The organism is Nocardiopsis dassonvillei subsp. dassonvillei DSM 43111, from assembly GCF_000092985.1.
Taxonomy (GTDB): Bacteria; Actinomycetota; Actinomycetes; order Streptosporangiales; family Streptosporangiaceae; genus Nocardiopsis; species Nocardiopsis dassonvillei.
This window is the reverse complement of the sequence record NC_014211.1, coordinates 127,381-144,516: the sequence shown is the minus strand read 5'-3', so window position 1 is coordinate 144,516 and position 17,136 is coordinate 127,381. Positions and strand designations below refer to the sequence as shown.

The 17,136-nt window shown below is 71.2% G+C and carries 15 protein-coding genes; 2 read left to right on the top strand and 13 right to left on the bottom strand.

Annotated elements, in window-relative coordinates; translation table 11 throughout:
* Positions 1–74: 74 nt before the first annotated feature.
* From NDAS_RS24725 to NDAS_RS24715, 3 genes are all read right to left on the bottom strand, one after another.
* Positions 75–1,013 (bottom strand): sugar phosphate isomerase/epimerase family protein, encoded by a 939-nt coding sequence (locus NDAS_RS24725; protein ID WP_013155990.1) that lies wholly within the window; start codon positions 1,011–1,013, stop codon positions 75–77.
* Positions 1,014–1,269: 256 nt separating this feature from the next.
* A complete protein-coding gene (locus NDAS_RS24720; RefSeq protein ID WP_013155989.1) occupies positions 1,270–1,884 on the bottom strand; it encodes a C40 family peptidase in 615 nt (204 codons plus the stop codon).
* A 229-nt stretch (positions 1,885–2,113) separates the two neighbouring features.
* Positions 2,114–3,028: an SGNH/GDSL hydrolase family protein gene (locus tag NDAS_RS24715; RefSeq protein ID WP_013155988.1), complete on the bottom strand. Its 915-nt coding sequence runs from the start codon at positions 3,026–3,028 to the stop codon at positions 2,114–2,116.
* A gap of 171 nt (positions 3,029–3,199) precedes the next feature.
* Between NDAS_RS24715 and radA the strand changes: the two genes are divergently transcribed.
* Positions 3,200–4,582, top strand: a complete 1,383-nt coding sequence (radA, locus tag NDAS_RS24710) for a DNA repair protein RadA (RefSeq protein WP_041553496.1) — start codon at positions 3,200–3,202, stop codon at positions 4,580–4,582.
* Between the two features lie 26 nt (positions 4,583–4,608).
* Here the strand turns inward: radA and NDAS_RS24705 are convergent, their stop codons facing one another.
* From NDAS_RS24705 to NDAS_RS24695, 3 genes are all read right to left on the bottom strand, one after another.
* Positions 4,609–4,986, bottom strand: a complete 378-nt coding sequence (locus tag NDAS_RS24705; protein WP_013155986.1) for an SSI family serine proteinase inhibitor — start codon at positions 4,984–4,986, stop codon at positions 4,609–4,611.
* A 169-nt stretch (positions 4,987–5,155) separates the two neighbouring features.
* On the bottom strand, positions 5,156–5,872 hold the full coding sequence (locus NDAS_RS24700) for a histidine phosphatase family protein (protein ID WP_013155985.1): 717 nt from the start codon (positions 5,870–5,872) through the stop codon (positions 5,156–5,158).
* 273 nt (positions 5,873–6,145) lie between these two features.
* Positions 6,146–6,844 (bottom strand): hypothetical protein, encoded by a 699-nt coding sequence (locus NDAS_RS24695; RefSeq protein ID WP_013155984.1) that lies wholly within the window; start codon positions 6,842–6,844, stop codon positions 6,146–6,148.
* A 129-nt stretch (positions 6,845–6,973) separates the two neighbouring features.
* Here NDAS_RS24695 and NDAS_RS24690 point away from each other — a divergent pair, with 129 nt between their 5' ends.
* Complete coding sequence (locus tag NDAS_RS24690) at positions 6,974–7,849, top strand: HhH-GPD family protein (RefSeq protein WP_013155983.1); 876 nt, start codon at positions 6,974–6,976, stop codon at positions 7,847–7,849.
* Positions 7,850–7,978: 129 nt separating this feature from the next.
* Here the strand turns inward: NDAS_RS24690 and NDAS_RS24685 are convergent, their stop codons facing one another.
* The 7 genes from NDAS_RS24685 to lysX form a co-directional block, all read right to left on the bottom strand.
* On the bottom strand, positions 7,979–8,689 hold the full coding sequence (locus NDAS_RS24685; RefSeq protein ID WP_013155982.1) for a DUF3105 domain-containing protein: 711 nt from the start codon (positions 8,687–8,689) through the stop codon (positions 7,979–7,981).
* A gap of 335 nt (positions 8,690–9,024) precedes the next feature.
* Positions 9,025–11,535, bottom strand: a complete 2,511-nt coding sequence (locus NDAS_RS24675) for an ATP-dependent Clp protease ATP-binding subunit (protein WP_013155981.1) — start codon at positions 11,533–11,535, stop codon at positions 9,025–9,027.
* Positions 11,536–12,369: 834 nt separating this feature from the next.
* Positions 12,370–12,711, bottom strand: coding sequence for a histone-like nucleoid-structuring protein Lsr2 (locus NDAS_RS24670; RefSeq protein WP_013155980.1), 342 nt, complete (start codon positions 12,709–12,711; stop codon positions 12,370–12,372).
* A gap of 217 nt (positions 12,712–12,928) precedes the next feature.
* Positions 12,929–13,210, bottom strand: coding sequence for a hypothetical protein (locus NDAS_RS24665; RefSeq protein ID WP_013155979.1), 282 nt, complete (start codon positions 13,208–13,210; stop codon positions 12,929–12,931).
* 449 nt (positions 13,211–13,659) lie between these two features.
* A complete protein-coding gene (locus tag NDAS_RS24660) occupies positions 13,660–14,298 on the bottom strand; it encodes an amino-acid N-acetyltransferase (protein WP_013155978.1) in 639 nt (212 codons plus the stop codon).
* Between the two features lie 193 nt (positions 14,299–14,491).
* Positions 14,492–14,815, bottom strand: a complete 324-nt coding sequence (locus NDAS_RS24655) for a LuxR C-terminal-related transcriptional regulator (RefSeq protein ID WP_041553490.1) — start codon at positions 14,813–14,815, stop codon at positions 14,492–14,494.
* Positions 14,816–15,518: 703 nt separating this feature from the next.
* Positions 15,519–17,123: a bifunctional lysylphosphatidylglycerol synthetase/lysine--tRNA ligase LysX gene (gene lysX, locus NDAS_RS24650; protein ID WP_081461785.1), complete on the bottom strand. Its 1,605-nt coding sequence runs from the start codon at positions 17,121–17,123 to the stop codon at positions 15,519–15,521.
* Positions 17,124–17,136: the final 13 nt, after the last annotated feature.

Below are 17,136 nucleotides of genomic sequence, written 5' to 3'. Positions count from 1 at the left end.
TGCGGATGCCCCCACGCTAACGGCACCGGTGACCCCGCGTGGACACCGGATCCCACTCCGTGGACACCCGGCCCTCACTCGGGGTCGACGGTGCCCTTGTCGTCCACGGTGCCGCCCTCGTCGACCGCGAAGCGGCGGGGCGGCGCCGAGGGGGCGCGGCGCAGCAGCGCGATGCGCTCGCGGCGGTCGCGCGGCCGGTCGCCGGGGCCCGCGGTGCGGGCGAAGTGCAGCCGGGTGAAGGCCAGGGCCTCGGCCAGCTCGCGCATGCGCGCCTGGCGGTCGGGGGCCTTGCGGGTGCTGACCTCAAGGACCAGCTGGCCCTCGAAGCCGTTCCCGGCCAGGTACTCCAGCAGTTCGCCCACCGGCTGGCGTCCGCGCCCGGGGATGAGGTGCTCGTCGAGGTTCTGGCCGCCGATGCCGTCGGCCACGTGGATGTGGGAGAGGCGGTCGCCCAGGCGCTTGGCCATGTCCATGGCGTCGGAGCCGGACATGGCGGTGTGCGACAGGTCGAGCGTGACGTCGGGGTAGTCGCGGTCGAGCGGGTTCCAGCTCGGCGCGTAGGGGACGACCTCGCGGTCGCGCACGCGCACCGGGTACATGTTCTCCACGGCGAAGACGACGTCGGTCTCGTCCTGCATGCGGGAGATACCGGTCTCGAACTCGCGGGCGTAGTCGCGCTGCCATCGGAAGGCGGGGTGCACCACGATCGTCTTGGCGCCCAGGGCCTCGGCCATCTCCTTGGAGCGGACGAGTTTGCCCCAGGGCTCCCTGCCCCACACCCGCTGGGTCAGGACCAGGCAGGGTGAGTGGACCGCGGTGACGGGGATCTGGTGGTAGTCCGAGAGGCGCCGTAGGAGGTCGATGTCCTGGCTTGCCGGATCGGAGGAGACGAGCACCTCCACGCCGTCGTACCCCAGCTTCGCGGCGATCTCGAAGGCGGCCGGGGTCTTCTCCGGGTAGACCGACGCCGACGACAGGACGACGGGCGCGTCTGGGACCTGGATAGGGCTCACGCCAACCAGAGTATGCGCTAACACCCCTCGTGTGCGTACCGCCCGCGTGAACGCGGCGTGCCGTTCTCCCCACGCCCTCCCCCACGGAGGGTGCGGGTCGCGGTCGCGCGGCGGTGGTGGGAGGGCCCGCGGGTGCACCCGCGGAGCCCTGGTTCGTGGTTGCCGACCGCCACGTCGTCGGGGCGGTCGGGCCCGGCCGGGTTCACTCCCCGGCGTGTGTGGGGGCCGTCAGCGCGCCGCGCGAGGCCCGCCCGTCTCACAGCCGTACGGCGCCTGCGAGACCGTGCTTGTGGACGTCCCGCTCGCGGACGTGGTCCCCCGAGTTCGGCGCGTCGATCATGCGCCCGCCACCGAGGTAGATGGCGACGTGGTAGGCGTATCCGCCGCTGTCGGCCCAGTACAGGATGTCGCCCCTGCGGGCGTTGGAGTAGGAGACCCGGGTCCCGGCGCCGACCTGGTCGTGGGCGATGCGGGGCAGGTCAACCCCGGCCTGCTTGTAGGCCCACTGGACGAGTCCCGAGCAGTCGAAGCCGTTGGGGCCGGTGCCTCCCCAGCGGTAAGGGGTGCCCTTCTTGGACTCGGCGGCGTCGATGGCGTCCTCCACCGTCGACCTGGACAGCGACATGTGGACGCGCCGGGGTCCGGCTGAGTCCTGCGCGGTGGGCGCGGCCTGCTGCGCCGGTCGCACCGGCTGCGGATGCTGGACCGGCTGGGCGAGCGCGGGCGCCGTACCGGCGGCCAGGGCGGCCGCGGTGAGCGCGGCGACGGCGAGCGCGCGCCCGCCGCGGCGCGGAGGAACGGGCGAGGCCTGCCGCCCCGGATCCGTGGGACGGCAGGCCTGCGTTTGCTCGTGGTGTCGCGGTATTCGCATGACGGTGGTTCTCCCGCTCTCGCTCGGAGCGTCGCGGCGCCCACGTCACTGTGACGCGGATCTCCCCGTCGCGACGCCCTCACCATTCGTCACACAGACCACGCGATATGTCACTCTCCGTAGCACGATCGGCCGCCAAAGACGGTAAAGAGTCCTTGACCTTCGGGGGACGAAAGCACTCAGGTCACCACTGAACGGACTCCCCTCCTCGGCGGCCGGTCACCCCGGGTTACGCGGCGTCGTCCACGGGCGCGGGGACCCCCAGCTCGGCTCCCACGAAGTCGGCCGTGGCCTGCATACCGAGGTAGTTCGGGTGCACCGGGGCCCCGTTCTCGGGGATCAGGCCCTCCACCCAGCGGGTGTCGGAGGACTGGCAGACGTCGTGGCCGCGCTCGAAGACGTCCACGTAGACCGCGCCCTGGGCCTCGGCCTCCTCGGCGATCATCGCGTTCAGCGCGGTCTGCGCCCGGTCCAGGAAGGGCACGTCGCCCCACGCGATGGGCGTGCTCGGCCAGCAGCCCCTGCTCTCGGGCAGGATCTGGAGGTAGCCCACGGCCAGGACCGTGGCGTCGGGGCTGCGCTCGGCGATGTCGGCGTAGACCCCCGCGACCTCCGGCCGCAGGTCCTCGATGCGCTGGTCGAGTTCGTCGCCGTAGTGCTCGGCGCACGGGTCGCCCAGCGGGTTGCTCAGACTCTGCTTGGCGCACTCCAGGAGCACCTCGGAGAAGCCGAAGTCGTTGCCCGCGATCCCGACCGTGACCAGGTCGGTCTCCGGCGTCAGGGCGTCGAGCTGGGGCGGCGTGTCGTCGAACTGCGGCTCGTAGAGGTCGTTGACGACCGCGCCCGAGCAGCTGGCGTCCGTGAAGTCGGTGACGCCCATCCGCTCGGCGAGCATCGTGGGGTAGTTGTTGGACGTGCGCAGGCAGCCCAGCAGCGGCATGCTGCTGCTGACCCTCTCCTCCCGGATGAGCGGTCCGGCGACGAAGGAGTCGCCGAGGGAGACGTAACTGTCGAAGGCGGGCGCCTGCGCGGTCTCGGCGGCGGCGGGCGCGGCGACCAGGGACGCGCTCAGCGCGGCGACGGCCACGGGAACCAGGGCACGGCGCGGGGATCGGGGCGCGGCGGTGGCGGATGTACGGGGCACGCGGGTTTCCTCTCCATGGAGCGGGGGCGTTGGAGCTGTCGGACCCTAGGAATTCTTTAACACGACCTACGGGATAAGGCGCCTAACTCGTAGGTAACTTTCATGTGTCTCCGAAAGGTCCCTTTACTCCTCTCGGCGGAGTTGTCCCAGGAAGCCGCTAGCGTGGCCACCATGGCGAAGGCAGCGAAGACCACGTTCCGGTGCGCGGAGTGCGGATGGAGCACCCTCAAGTGGGTGGGCCGCTGCGGCGAGTGCCAGGCCTGGGGCACGGTCGAGGAGGCGGGCGCCCCCGCGCCCTCCGCCGTCGCGCCCGCGCCCGTCACCTCCCGGGCCCGGCCCATCACCGAGATCAGCGTGGAGAGCGCCGAGGCCGTCCCCACCGGCGTCGACGAGCTCGACCGGGTCCTGGGCGGCGGCGCGGTCCCGGGCGGCGTGGTGCTGCTCGCCGGTGAGCCCGGCGTGGGCAAGTCCACCCTCCTGCTGGAGGTCGCCGCGATGCGCGCGGCCGAGGGCCCCGTGCTGTACGTGACCGGGGAGGAGTCGGCCGGGCAGGTGCGGCTGCGCGCCGAGCGGCTCGGCGCGCTCTCCGACAAGCTCTACCTGGCCGCCGAGACCTCCATCGCCGCCCTGGCCAGCCACGTGGACGCGGTCGGCCCCCGGCTGCTCATCGTGGACTCGGTGCAGACCATGGTCTCCCCCGACGCCAGCGGCGTCCCGGGCGGCGTCACCCAGATCCGCCAGGTGACCGGCGCGCTGATCCAGATCGCCAAGGAGCGGGGGATCGCCACCGTGCTCGTCGGACACGTCACCAAGGACGGGTCCATCGCCGGTCCGCGGATGCTGGAGCACCTGGTGGACGTGGTGCTGCACTTCGAGGGCGAGCGCCACTCCCAGCTGCGGCTGCTGCGCGCGGTCAAGAACCGCTACGGGCCCACCGACGAGATCGGCTGCTTCGAGCTGACCGAGTCCGGCATCGTCGGCCTGCCCGACCCGAGCGGGCTGTTCCTCACCGAGCGCACCGACCCGGTGCCGGGCACGTGCGTCACCGTCACCCTGGAGGGGCGGCGGCCGCTCATCACCGAGGTCCAGGCCCTGGTCGCGCCGACCCCGCTGCCCGCGCCGCGCCGGGCCACCTCGGGCCTGGACACCTCGCGGGTGAACATGATCCTGGCGGTGCTGGAGAAGCGCACGGGCATGAAGCTGGCCAACATGGACGTGTACGCCTCCACCGTGGGCGGTGTGAAGCTGACCGAGCCCGCCGTGGACCTGGCGCTGGCCATGGCGGCGGCCAGCTCCAACAACGACGTCGCGCTGCCCGTCGGCTTCATCGCGATCGGCGAGGTGGGCCTGGCGGGCGACGTGCGCACCGTGAGCGGCGTGCGGCGCCGGGTGGCGGAGGCGCAGCGGCTCGGCTTCACCGAGGCGGTCGTGCCCAAGCACTTCGGCGACCCGGTGCCGGGCATCCGCGTCCACGAGGTGGAGGAGCTGAGCGAGGCCCTGAGCCGGGTGGCCCGGCGGTCGCGGCGGGCCCGCGCCCCCCGTGACGGGGACTGAGCGCGGATCCCCTGCGAACCGGCGCGTCAGAAGTCGAAGACCACACCCTTCTCGCTCAGGAGTACGCACTCGTTGGAGAACTCCTCGCGGTAGTCCTCGGTGCCGTAGGCCACGGCGACCACCGGGTCGTAGATGAACGTGCAGGGCCGCTCCTGACCCTCGACCGCCGCCAGCGAACCGGCTTCGGCGATGGCCTCGCAGGCCTCGGCGGCTCTGGGGTGCGTGCCCGCGGCGACGGGGGAGCACACCAGGGTGACCTCACGCGTCTCGCCGGTGGTGAGGCCGTGGACGCGCAGGATGTAGCCGCTCTCACCGGTCTGCGCCGCCTCGGCGGCGTGCGCGGGCGCGGCGAGCGCCAGGGCGAGGACGGGAGCGGCGGCCAGGGCCGGGACGATGCGATTCACGACAGCCTCCAGGGACGTGCGGATTCCAGACAGCACGGATGGTAATCGAACCATTACGCGAAGCTGTCGCTTTTCCGCGAGGTCGCCGGAATTTCCCTGCGCCGGGGTTGCGGCCAGACCCGAATGCCGGGCGAAAAGCAGAGAATGCGCGGTTATGTCGGAATCCCCGTCACTCCCCCGCCGACACCCCCGACAGGTGCCCCACGGCTCCGTAGCCGTCGGGCCGCAGGTCTCCCCCGGCGTCGGCCGTCCAGCGGCTGACCGAGGCCGCCGCCGCGGGCTCCCGTCGGCTCGTCCGCCACACCTCGTCCTCCTCCAGGTCCTCCAGGATCCCCCGGAGCAGGACCACGACGGGCTCGTGGGCGAACAGCAGCACCCGCTCGCCCGGGTACTCCGCGCACAGGTCCCGCAGGAACGAGCGCAGCCGCAGCAGGACGTCGGCCAGGGACTCGCCGCGCTCGGGCCGGTGGTGCATCCGGTCGGCCAGGCGCCGGGGCGCCTCCTCGGGGTCGTACTCCTCGACCATGGCCGGGGTCATGAACGTGAAGGGGCCGCCGTCGTAGTCGCGCAGCCGCTCGTCCAGGTGCACGGGCAGGACCAGCCCGGCCGCCTCCAGCGCCAGTGCGGCGGTGCGGCGGGCGCGCAGGTAGGTGGAGGAGAACACGACGCCGGGCCGCCGGTCGCCGGGCAGGGACGCCAGCCAGCCCGAGCCCACGGCGCGGGCCTGGCGCACGCCCAGCGGGGTGAGGTCCACGTCGGCGTTGCGCGCGGGCAGGTCCGCCGCGTCCAGGCGCCCGCCGCCGCGCGCGGCGGCGGCCAGGGCGGCGTTGAACGCGCTCTGCCCGTGGCGGACGACCGTCAGTTCCGCCGGTCCGCGGTAGCGCATCGTCGCGTCCCGCCTCCCTCCGCCATGCCACCGTCGGCCCGGGCGGGGGCGGCGGGCGCCGCGACCGGGGCCGCGGTCCGTACGAGGAGGTCCTTCACGTGGGGACTCCTTAAGACGAGAGCGGGCACCCCCGGAGGAGCGCCCGCTTGGGAGCGCTCCCAACTGCGGAAAGAGTATCCTCAGACTCCCATGGCGTAAAGGGGTTCGCCGCACCGCGCAACCGCCACCGCGGGCCGGGGTGTGCGTCGCCCCCGGCCCGCGGTGCGCGGCGGCTCAGGCCTTGAGCTGGAAGGGGAGCTCGGGCTGGTCCCCGGCGTAGTCCCCGTGCAGGTTGGCCCGGTACCAGCCGGGCTGCGCCGAGGCTTCGGTGCCGCGGCAGTCCTCGAAGGAGCGCATCCGCTCCCAGGTGAACGTGTACTCGTGCGGGACGCCCCTGCTGATCTGGCGCTTCTCCGCGCTCTTGTTCTCCGCGCAGTCGGCGGTGGAGAAGATCCGGTCGTCGCCCGAGTGGATGCGGATCTCCATGGCCTCGCCGCCCACGTCCACGGTGCAGGTCTGTTCGGCGGTGTTGACCACGGTGATCTTGAAGCCCGGGTTGGCGCCGGCCCCGTAGACCTCCTGGTCCTCCTCCGCGTACTCGAAGGTCACCACGATGTCCTGCGGGCGGCAGGCGTCCTCGGGGCGCTCCGGAGCGGGCACCTCGCCGCCCTCCCCGCCCTCGGCGGAGCCGCCGTCGCCGGCCGCGGAGCCGCCGGAGTCCTCAGCGTCCTCGGAGGGGTCGGCGCTCTCCCGTGCCCCCTCGGAGGGATCGGCCTCGGGTTCCTCGCTCGCGTCCGCGGAGGGCTCGGTGGGTGAGACACTGGGGGAGGCCTCGATGCCCGCGTCCGAGCGGGTCGGCTCGCCGCTCTCCTCCCCGGAGGGACGGCAGGCGTACGCGATGAGCGCGAGCAACAACAGGGCCCCGGCCAGCACGAAGGCTCGCCGCTTCCAGTAGGTCTCGCGGCTGACGGCTCCTGGTTGTCCGGTACTTGACGCCATGCGCCGTAGTATTGCGGTTTTGCGTGTACCTCACCTACTCAACCCGCCGATTCCCAGTTAAAGATGAGCGATAACCCTTACAGCACCCCGGTTCTGGCGTGGTACGAGAGCCACGCCCGCGACCTCCCCTGGCGACGGCCCGACGCCTCACCGTGGTCGATCCTGGTCAGCGAGATCATGCTCCAGCAGACGCCCGTGGTGCGTGTCCTGCCCGCCTGGAACGCCTGGATGGAGCGCTGGCCCACCCCGGCCGACCTGGCACGGGAGCCCTCCGGTGAGGCTGTGCGCATGTGGAACCGGCTCGGCTACCCGCGCAGGGCGCTGCGCCTGCACGCGTGCGCGGTGGCGATCACCGAGGAACACGGCGGGCGGGTCCCCGAGGACCACGCCACCCTGCTGTCCCTGCCGGGCGTGGGCTCCTACACCGCGGCGGCGGTGGCGAGCTTCGCCTTCGGTCAGCGGCACGCCATTCTGGACACGAACGTTCGACGTGTCCTGGCGAGAGCCGAAACCGGGGTCCAGTACCCGCCGAAAACCCAGACGAAGGCGGAGACCGCCCTCGCCGAGTCCCTGCTGCCGTCCGCGCCCTCGGTGGCCGCCCGCTGGGGCGTGGCCGTCATGGAGCTGGGGGCGCTGGTGTGCACCGCGCGCACGCCCGCGTGCGCGGACTGCCCGATCGCCCACCAGTGCGCCTGGCGGCTCGCGGGCAAGCCCGCCTACGACGGTCCGCCCCGGCGCGGCCAGACCTACGCGGGCACCGACCGGCAGGTGCGCGGACGGCTGCTGGCGGTGCTGCGCGACTCCGCCCACCCGGTGCCCAAGGGCGCGCTGGACGTGGTCTGGGACGACCACGTCCAGCGCGAGCGGGCCCTGGACGCGCTGGTGTCCGACGGCCTGGTGGACCCCCTGGACGACGGCCGGTACGCCCTGCCGGGCTGAGCGCGCCCGGTCCGGGGAGGCCGGTCGCCGCGCGGCGACCGCGCGGGGCTCGGCCGCACGGCGCGGACGGAGCGCGGGCGCACCCCGACCCCGGCGCCGTCCCCGGTCCGCACGGCCGGGAGGGGCGTCTCAGGTCCGCGGGCCGGGGTGCCGCGCCGCGGCGGTCCCGGTCTCCCCCGCGGGGCCGGCCTCGGTGCCGGAGTGGCCGTCGCTGCACGGCGCGCCCGGCTCGGGGGTGTTCTCGCCCTGGACGAACTCCACGAGGTACTCCGCCAGGCGCGGGTCCTCGGGGTCCTCCAGCAGGATCTGGGAGCCCCAGGCCGACGCCACCACCGGGGCGGGCAGGCCCTCCACGGGGCTGACCACCAGGTAGTCGCCGGGCGAGTAGTACCCGGCCAGGGTCTGGACCTGCGCCTGGGAGAGCCCGGGGTCGTAGGCGATCCACACGGCGCCGTGCTCCTGGGCGTGCACGACGTACTCCGAGCGCAGGGGCTGGTCGTAGACGCCGCAGTTCTGCCAGATCGGGTAGTGCGGCCCGCCCGCGGGCGGGAACATCCCGTAGTCGACGGTCTCGCCCTCGTCCACGTGTTCGCTGGACAGGCCCTCGTAGTACCGCACCTCGCCGACGCCCTCCGCGGAGGTTCCGCCGCCACCGCCGGAGAACAGCCACACCGCGGCGATCCCGCCGCCCAGCATGAGGACGACGACCAGGGCCACGGCCCCGATGATCAGGCCGGTCCCGCCCTTCCTGCCCGGCTGGGGCTGGTGCGGGTACGGACCGGGCGGACCGTAGGGACTCTGGGGGCCGGGCGGACCGCCGTGGGGGCCCTGCGGCCCCATGGGCGGCGGCGCCGCGCCCGGGGGAGGCGGACCGCCGGGCGGGGGCTGGCCTCCGGGAGGCGGACCGCCGGGCGGAACCGCGCCGTGGTGTCCTGGGGGCGCCTCACCCGGCCGGGGACCGTGTGGAGCGGGTCCGGGCTGCGGCTGCCGCGCCTGCCACGGATCGTGCTGTCGGGGATCTGGATGAGTCACGTTCGCACCCTAGAACATGCCGGGCGGGCGCACACCCCGCGGCCGGACGCGCGGCGTCGGCCCCGCGCGCCCCGCCCCCCCGCCCGTGACTTCGGGGGCACCCCCGAAGGGGTGCCCCCGAAGTCACGGGCGGTCGGGCGGCGCTACTCCCGCTTGCCCGCGGCCGACTCCTCGACCTCGGGCGTGTCCGGCACCGCGGCCGGCTTGGGCACGCCCTTGAAGGTGAACTTGGCGTCCGTGCCCTCGCCCTCGGCGTCGATCACCACGATCTGACCCGCCTTGAGGTCGCCGAACAGGATCTTCTCGGACAGCTGGTCCTCGATCTCCCGCTGGATCGTCCGGCGCAGCGGACGGGCGCCCAGCACGGGGTCGAACCCGCGCTCGGAGAGGATCTGCTTGGCCTTGGGCCGCAGCTCGATCCCCATGTCCCGCTCCTTGAGACGGCTGTCCAGGCTCGTGATCATCAGATCCACGATCTGGAAGATCTCCTTCTCCGTCAGCTGGTGGAAGACGATGATGTCGTCCACACGGTTGAGGAACTCGGGCCGGAAGTTGGTCTTGAGCTCCTCGCTGACCTTGGCCTTCATCCGCTCGTAGTTGGTCTGGGCGTCGTCCTCCTTGGCGAAGCCCATGGCCTGCCCCTTGGAGATGTCCCGGGTACCCAGGTTGGTCGTCATGATGATGACCGTGTTCTTGAAGTCGACGTTGCGACCCTGGGCGTCGGTGAGACGTCCCTCCTCCAGCACCTGGAGCAGCGAGTTGAAGATGTCGTTGTGGGCCTTCTCGATCTCGTCGAAGAGCACCACGGAGAACGGCTTGCGGCGCACCTTCTCGGTGAGCTGGCCGCCCTCCTCGTAGCCCACGTATCCGGGCGGGGAGCCGAACAGCCGCGAGACGGTGTGCTTCTCCATGAACTCGGACATGTCCAGCTGGATCAGCGCGTCCTCGTCCCCGAACAGGAACTCGGCCAGCGTCTTGGACAGCTCGGTCTTACCCACACCGGACGGGCCGGCGAAGATGAACGAACCACCCGGGCGCTTGGGGTCCTTGAGCCCGGCGCGGGTACGGCGGATCGCCTGGGAGAGCGCCTTGATGGCGTCCTCCTGGCCGATGACGCGCCGGTGCAGCTCGTCCTCCATGCGCAGCAGCCGGGAGGACTCCTCCTCGGTGAGCTTGAAGACCGGGATGCCGGTGGAGGCGGCCAGGACCTCGGCGATGAGCTCCTCGTCCACCTCGGCCACGACGTCCATGTCGCCGGCCTTCCACTCCTTCTCCCGCTGCGCCTTCTTGCCCAGGAGCTGCTTCTCGTCGTCGCGCAGCGACGCCGCCTTCTCGAAGTCCTGCGCGTCGATCGCGGACTCCTTGTCGCGGCGCACCCCGGCGATCTTCTCGTCGAACTCGCGCAGGTCCGGCGGAGCGGTCATCCGGCGGATGCGCATCCGCGAGCCGGCCTCGTCGATGAGGTCGATCGCCTTGTCGGGCAGGAACCGGTCGCTGATGTAGCGGTCGGCCAGCTGCGCGGCGGCCACCAGAGCGCTGTCGGTGATGGAGACCCGGTGGTGGGCCTCGTAGCGGTCGCGCAGGCCCTTGAGGATCTCGATGGCGTGCTTGATGGTCGGCTCGTCCACCTGGATGGGCTGGAAGCGGCGCTCCAGCGCGGCGTCCTTCTCCAGGTACTTGCGGTACTCGTCCAGCGTGGTCGCGCCGATGGTCTGGAGCTCACCCCGGGCCAGCATGGGCTTGAGGATGGAGGCGGCGTCTATGGCGCCCTCAGCCGCGCCCGCGCCGACCAGCGTGTGCAGCTCGTCGATGAACAGGATGATGTCGCCGCGGGTGCGGATCTCCTTGAGCACCTTCTTGAGGCGCTCCTCGAAGTCACCGCGGTAGCGGCTGCCCGCGACCAGCGCGCCCAGGTCCAGCGTGTACAGCTGCTTGTCCTTGAGCGTCTCGGGGATCTCGCCCTTGACGATCTTCTGGGCCAGACCCTCGACCACGGCCGTCTTGCCGACGCCGGGCTCACCGATCAGGACCGGGTTGTTCTTGGTCCTGCGGGACAGGACCTGCATGACCCGCTCGATCTCCTTGTCCCTGCCGATGACCGGGTCGAGCTTGCTCTCCCGGGCGGCCTGGGTCAGGTTGCGGCCGAACTGGTCCAGCACCAGCGAGGTGGAGGGGGTGGACTCCGACGAGGCGCCGGTGGCCTGCGGTTCCTTGCCCTGGTAGCCGTGCAGCAGCTGGATGACCTGCTGGCGCACGCGGTTGAGGTCCGCGCCCAGCTTGACCAGGACCTGGGCGGCGACGCCCTCGCCCTCGCGGATCAGGCCCAGCAGTATGTGCTCGGTACCGATGTAGTTGTGGCCCAGCTGAAGCGCCTCGCGCAGCGACAGCTCCAGGACCTTCTTGGCTCTCGGGGTGAACGGGATGTGCCCCGACGGGGCCTGCTGCCCCTGGCCGATGATCTCCTCAACCTGCTGCCGAACCGCTTCGAGGCTGATACCAAGGCTCTCCAGAGCCTTGGCGGCGACGCCCTCACCCTCGTGGATGAGACCGAGCAGGATGTGCTCCGTACCGATGTAGTTGTGGTTGAGCATCCTGGCCTCTTCCTGGGCCAGAACCACCACTCGCCGCGCGCGGTCGGTAAACCTCTCGAACATGTCTCGTCGCTCCTCTACAGAGCGGTCAGGCAGGGACGGTTCACTCCGACCCAACTCTTCCGCATATCGGCCCCACAGGGATGAACCGCCCCGGGGAGCGCTGTCGCACCCGTCCGTACGGTCGACCGGCTGCCGACCAGACGTAGGCCTCCGTACGGTCGGCCGCAGCCGTCCGTGCCAGAGACTTTCCCCGACGATAGGGCGTTCACCCAACATCCAACTACCAATTGCGGCGCCAGATTTCCCTGTACGCCGAAGGCGAACGGCCCGGGCTCTCCCTGTGTCACAGGAGTGCCCGGACCGCGCACGTGTAAGCGTTATCGGCTCTGAGCGAACAAGCCGCGTGTTGTTCTTCCGACCGGACCGTTCGGTCGGGGAAAGCGGGAAATGCGCGCCGTCGACCGGAGCGGGGATGGTGTGGGACTCGGGTCCCGCGACCGGGGCCGCGGGACCGGAAGCGAGTGCCTTTCCCCGGAACCGGGAGGTGTCGCGTGCGGTCCCGATCGTTCGTGGGCGGTCGCGCGCGGAGGCGGCGTCGCGGCGCTCCGGCGCACTGCCCCGCTCCGCCTCGCCGTCCGGCCCAGCGCGTGGGTGTGGCGGCGGAGGTCTGGAGCCGCGGGGCCGCAGGAGCGCTGTCATCGACGCGGAGCCCTGTCCGGCGCTCCGTGCCGCCCGAGGGACCCGTCGGGCCCGGCGTATCCCCTGGCATCCCGTGTCACTGGGCCGCGCCGCGGCCCGGGATGGTCGGGTTCGGGTGTCTTCCCCCGGCAGGTACCGACCGTAATTCGATCAAGACCTGACAACATTTCGGCGAACCGGGGGTCGGCGGCAAACCTAGCCCTTGATGGCCTCATATTCGGCGACGATCGCCGCGGGGATACGGCCGCGCTCATTGACGGGCTTGCCCGCGGCCTTCGCCCAGGCGCGAATCTCGGCGCTGCGCTCACGGCTGGGAGCATTCCGGCTGCCGGTGCGGCGGCCCGCGCTGCGGGACGCCTTGGCCGGAGCCTTGCGGGCGGCGTCGACGAACGGAGTAAGGGCCTCACGGAGCTTGGCCGCATTACCCGCGCTGAGGTCGATTTCGTACACGGAGCCGTCCAGACCGAACGTCACCGTCTCCTCGGCCTCGCCGCCGTCGAGGTCGTCGACCAGGAAAACCTGGACCTTCTGTGCCATGGAATCAAACCTTTCAGAAGAGCGGTGTCTCCACACCTGAATGTAAAGCTATCTCGCGAGAACGCGGAAGACAATTCCCGGCGTGCCTGAAATCACCCGGACACCGTGTCGGGTTTCGGGGGTCACCGGCGGGCGCGCGGGATCGGCGAGATGGCCCGCGCACGCGCATGGCCGGTTCGTCGCTCCCCGAGGAGCGCGTGATCGGTCGAGTACCGTATCAACGACCGTCGGATTCGGTGCGTTCCCCACCCCGGACAATCGGCGTCTCGTTCGCGGCTCCCGGCTCAGCGGCCCCGGAACCATCCCTGCCCTCACCCGTGTCTTCGGCCGCCTTGTCCTTGCTGACCAGGCTTCCGTCCATCCGGCGGGGCGCCATCTCCTTGCGCAGGAGCTGGATGACGAAGGTGCAGAAGACGGCACCGACAACCACCGGTGGGATGAGCGCCGACAATACGTCGATCAGTCCGGGGGGAAGCACCGACGACAAAAAGTTCCCCATCGAAGCCGTCCACCCTTCCTGGTTGTTACTTATTGCAGCAAATACCCGACTCCGTGTCGGGCTGCTCCTGGGGGATGGCTCGCCAGGCACCCGGGCAAACGCATACCGGACATCATAGACATCGTTTGCCCCCGGTTTGACACCGGACGTACCCGAGACACCTCCGGCAAACCCGAAGGGGGCCAATGTCCGGCCGTGCGTTCGGCGCCCTGGTGTGTCCGCGGGGGAACACCGTGTCCACCGGTGTCAAATCCCGACCCTTCGTCACCGCTTCGCGGAACTTCCTTCAACGTGTGGGCGGGACTCCACCCCTGGGGTACACATTACCCGCCCCCTTCCCCGGCCCCGCCATCCGGTTGTGCATAAGCTGCGCGGACGCGGGTCGGACGCGGTGTTGGCCCGGCTGCGGCCCGTATGGGGAACTTGGTCCCGAGTGAGCGCGAAAACCTTTAGGTCCGGGTGGTTCGCGTTGCCGCGTCGAGGTGCACAAGCATGCGGGTGTTCCCGAGGGTGTTGGGCTTAACCCGCTCCAAGTCGAGAAATTCGGCGACGCCCTCGTCATAGGAACGCAGGAGTTCCTCGTACACACGGGGGGAGACCGGCGTGCCCTGGATCCGGGCAAAGCCGTGTTTGGCGAAGAAACCGGTCTCGAATGTCAGGCAGAACACACGGCGCACGCCCAACTCCCGTGCGGTGTCCAGCAGCGCGGACACGATCCGGTGTCCGACGCCGAACCCGCGCAGGGAGGGGTCCACGGCGACGGTGCGCACCTCCGCCAGGTCCTCCCAGAGCACGTGCAGCGCTCCGCAGCCCACCACGCGGTACTCGGCCCCGGCGTCGGGAGGATCGGCGCGCTCCGCTCCGGGCGCGGGGGCGTCGGGAGGGGGCGCGGCGTGCGGGGAGGCGGGGCCGGAGCCGTCGGGGACCACCTCGGCCTCGGCCACCCAGAACTCCTGGACGTCCTCGTAGAGGTTGACGGTGCTCTTGGAGAGCACGCGCCGGTCGACGGTGTAGGCGTCGACGAGGCGTCGGACGGCGGCGACGTCGCGCGTCCTGGCGCGGCGCACGTGAACATGGCGAACGGGCATAGCCGGACCAGACTACGCCCGGACCCCGAGCCCGGCGGACGCGCGCGGTCCGAAAACGCGTCGGCACCCACCGGTGCGCCGGTGGGTGCCGTGGTGGGTGCCGCGCCCACCGGATCGCCCTTACTCCGGCGAGCACCTTCTCCGGAGGTCGCCCGGCGCCGCCGCGCGACCGCGGCGCCGTGCCGCGGACGGCTCAGATGAGCTGGCGCCGCGCGGCCCAGACGACCGCCTCGATGGGCGTGTTCACGCCGAGCACGTCGCAGATGTTGCGGATGCGGCGACGCAGGGTGCGCGCGCTGAGTTCGAGGTGCCGGGCCGCCACCTCCGTGGTGACACCGGTGGCGATCTCAGCGAGCAGTTCGAGTTCCTCGTGGTTCAGTTCCACCGGCGCGTAGGGGCTGCTCACAGCCGTCTCGTGCGGGCGGGCCTGCAGGGGGACCACGTTCTCCCGGTGCTCCCTGGTCTGAAGGGTGCCCTGCTCATCAGCGGTACGTCGTACGAGTGTGGCCTGTTCCACTCCGTCCTCCCTCATCATGTGAGTGCGGAACATCGACTCGTCACCTGGCGGACGCGAGCGCGCCGGACACGGGTCTCCCCCTGGTCCGGCGCGACGGAAGACTCCCGGGCGCACCGCTGTCCCCCGCGTATCCCTCTGGCACAGGGACCGGGGGCGGGCGCACGGACGTCGCAGGGGCCGGTTCGCTGGAGGCTGGGACGGACAGACTCCACCGAGGGCGCGCATGCGCGCGGGAACGCGGACCGCGTCCGGCGGTCCCTCTCCCCGCTCACCGTCGTTCTCGATCCACTTCGGCGAACTCCACGGGTCTCGACCCGCTCACAGCACGCTAGGCCGCAGAGATGATACCGTCAAGGCCCCATAAATCACCATGTGTAGTTATGGCAGCCCCTTCCGTGACAAAGTAATGGAAGGGAAAATACGCTGACTACATTGACCTGCGTAAACAACGTTCAGCGGAGAGTGGCCGAGTTCGCCCGGCCCCGGTCGGCAAAAACTTCGGAACTGTCCGACGGGTCACGCGGCCGTGGCCCCCGGTTCGCACGGCCTGTCCGGCCGGGACGGCGGAACCCGTGGTACGGGCCCTGTCCCGGCTGAGGGGACGGGGCCGCCGCACCGTGTGTGCGACGGCCCCGCCCCGCCTTTCGGTCATCCGGCCGACGCCGTTATATCCCCGGTAAATCCGGGACCATGGTGCTCCGACTCAATCCCCGGAAGGCTTCACGAGCGGGAAAAGGACAGTTTCCCGGATGTTCTTTCCGGTGAAGGCCATGAGGAGGCGGTCGATACCGACGCCCACACCGCCGGTCGGCGGCATTCCGTACTCCAGGGCCCGCAGGAAGTCCTCGTCCAGCTGCATCGCCTCGGGGTCGCCCTCCGCGGCCATCAGCGACTGCCGGGTGAGGCGCTCGCGCTGCTCGACCGGGTCGACCAGCTCCGAGTAGCCCGTGCCCATCTCCATGCCGAACCCGATGAGGTCCCACTTCTCGGTGAGCAGCGGGTCCTCGCGGTGCTGCCGGGTGAGCGGGCTGGTCTCCACCGGGAAGTCGCGCACGAAGGTGGGCTGGACCAGCGTGTGCTCCACCAGCTCCTCGAAGACGTGCTCCACGAGCTTGCCCTGTCCCCAGGAGGGGTCGTACTCCACTCCCCGGGAGTCGGCCAGGCGGCGGACCTCGTCGATCGGCGTGCGCGGGTCGACCTCGGCCCCCAGCGCCTCGGACACCGCCCCGTACAGGGTGACCTGCGGCCACTCCCCGCCCAGGTCGTAGGTGCGCCCGTCCCGCTCGACCACCGTCGAGCCGAACACGGCGCGCGCCGCCTCCTGGATGAGTTCGCGGGTCAGGTCGGCCATGACGTTGTAGTCGGCGTAGGCCTGGTAGAACTCCAGCATCGTGAACTCGGGGTTGTGCGTGGAGTCCGCGCCCTCGTTGCGGAAGTTGCGGTTGACCTCGAAGACCTTCTCCAGACCGCCCACGACCAGCCGCTTGAGGGACAGCTCGGGGGCGATGCGCAGGTACAGGTCCATGTCGTAGGCGTTGATGTGGGTGGTGAAGGGGCGCGCCGTGGCGCCGCCGTGCACCCGCATCAGCATGGGCGTCTCGACCTCGACGAAGTCGCGGGAGGCGAGCCCCTCCCGGATCGCGCGGATGGCGGCCGAGCGGCGGCGCACCATCTGCTGGGACTCGGGGTTGACGATGAGGTCGACGTAGCGCTGGCGGACCCGGGCCTCGGGGTCGGTCAGGCCCTTGTGCTTCTCCGGGAGCGGGCGCAGGCACTTGGCGGTCAGCGTCCAGGAGGTCACCAGGATCGACAGCTCACCGCGACGGGAGGTGATGACCTCGCCCTCCACGCCCACGTGGTCGCCGAGGTCGACGTCGGCCTTCCAGGCGTCCAGGCGCTCCCGGCCCACCTGGTCCAGGGACAGCATGATCTGGATGTCGCCGGTCTCGTCGCGCAGGGTGGCGAAGCACAGCTTGCCGCCGGTGCGGTAGAGCATGACGCGTCCGGCGACGGAGACCTCCGCGCCCGTGCGGGTGTCCGGCTCCAGTCCCTGGTGTTTGTCGCGCACGGCCCCGATCGACGTGGACCGCGGGAAGGTCACGGGAAAGGGGTCGGTGCCCTCCTCCCGCAGCCGGTCCAGCTTCTGGCGCCGGACCCGCATCTGTTCGGGCAGGTCGTCGTAGGTGTCGTCGTGCGCGTCATTCACGCGCACGATCCTACCGGCGGCCGCGGTCCGGCCCGACCGGTCGGCGTCCGCGGGAACGGGGCGCGCTCCGGTGGTCGGGGTCCCGTCCCGGGGTAGGGGCACGGCGGGTCGGCAG

Bases quoted from the DNA above. Each gene is read 5' to 3' on its own strand.
- NDAS_RS24675 (WP_013155981.1), bottom strand. From the start codon at position 11,535: ATGTTCGAGAGGTTTACCGACCGCGCGCGGCGAGTGGTGGTTCTGGCC.
- radA (WP_041553496.1), top strand. From the start codon at position 3,200: ATGGCGAAGGCAGCGAAGACCACGTTCCGGTGCGCGGAGTGCGGATGG.
- NDAS_RS24685 (WP_013155982.1), bottom strand. From the start codon at position 8,689: ATGGGGCCGCAGGGCCCCCACGGCGGTCCGCCCGGCCCCCAGAGTCCC.
- NDAS_RS24690 (WP_013155983.1), top strand. From the start codon at position 6,974: ATGAGCGATAACCCTTACAGCACCCCGGTTCTGGCGTGGTACGAGAGC.
- NDAS_RS24720 (WP_013155989.1), bottom strand. From the start codon at position 1,884: ATGCGAATACCGCGACACCACGAGCAAACGCAGGCCTGCCGTCCCACG.
- NDAS_RS24660 (WP_013155978.1), bottom strand. From the start codon at position 14,298: ATGCCCGTTCGCCATGTTCACGTGCGCCGCGCCAGGACGCGCGACGTC.
- NDAS_RS24670 (WP_013155980.1), bottom strand. From the start codon at position 12,711: ATGGCACAGAAGGTCCAGGTTTTCCTGGTCGACGACCTCGACGGCGGC.
- NDAS_RS24700 (WP_013155985.1), bottom strand. From the start codon at position 5,872: ATGCGCTACCGCGGACCGGCGGAACTGACGGTCGTCCGCCACGGGCAG.
- NDAS_RS24665 (WP_013155979.1), bottom strand. From the start codon at position 13,210: ATGGGGAACTTTTTGTCGTCGGTGCTTCCCCCCGGACTGATCGACGTA.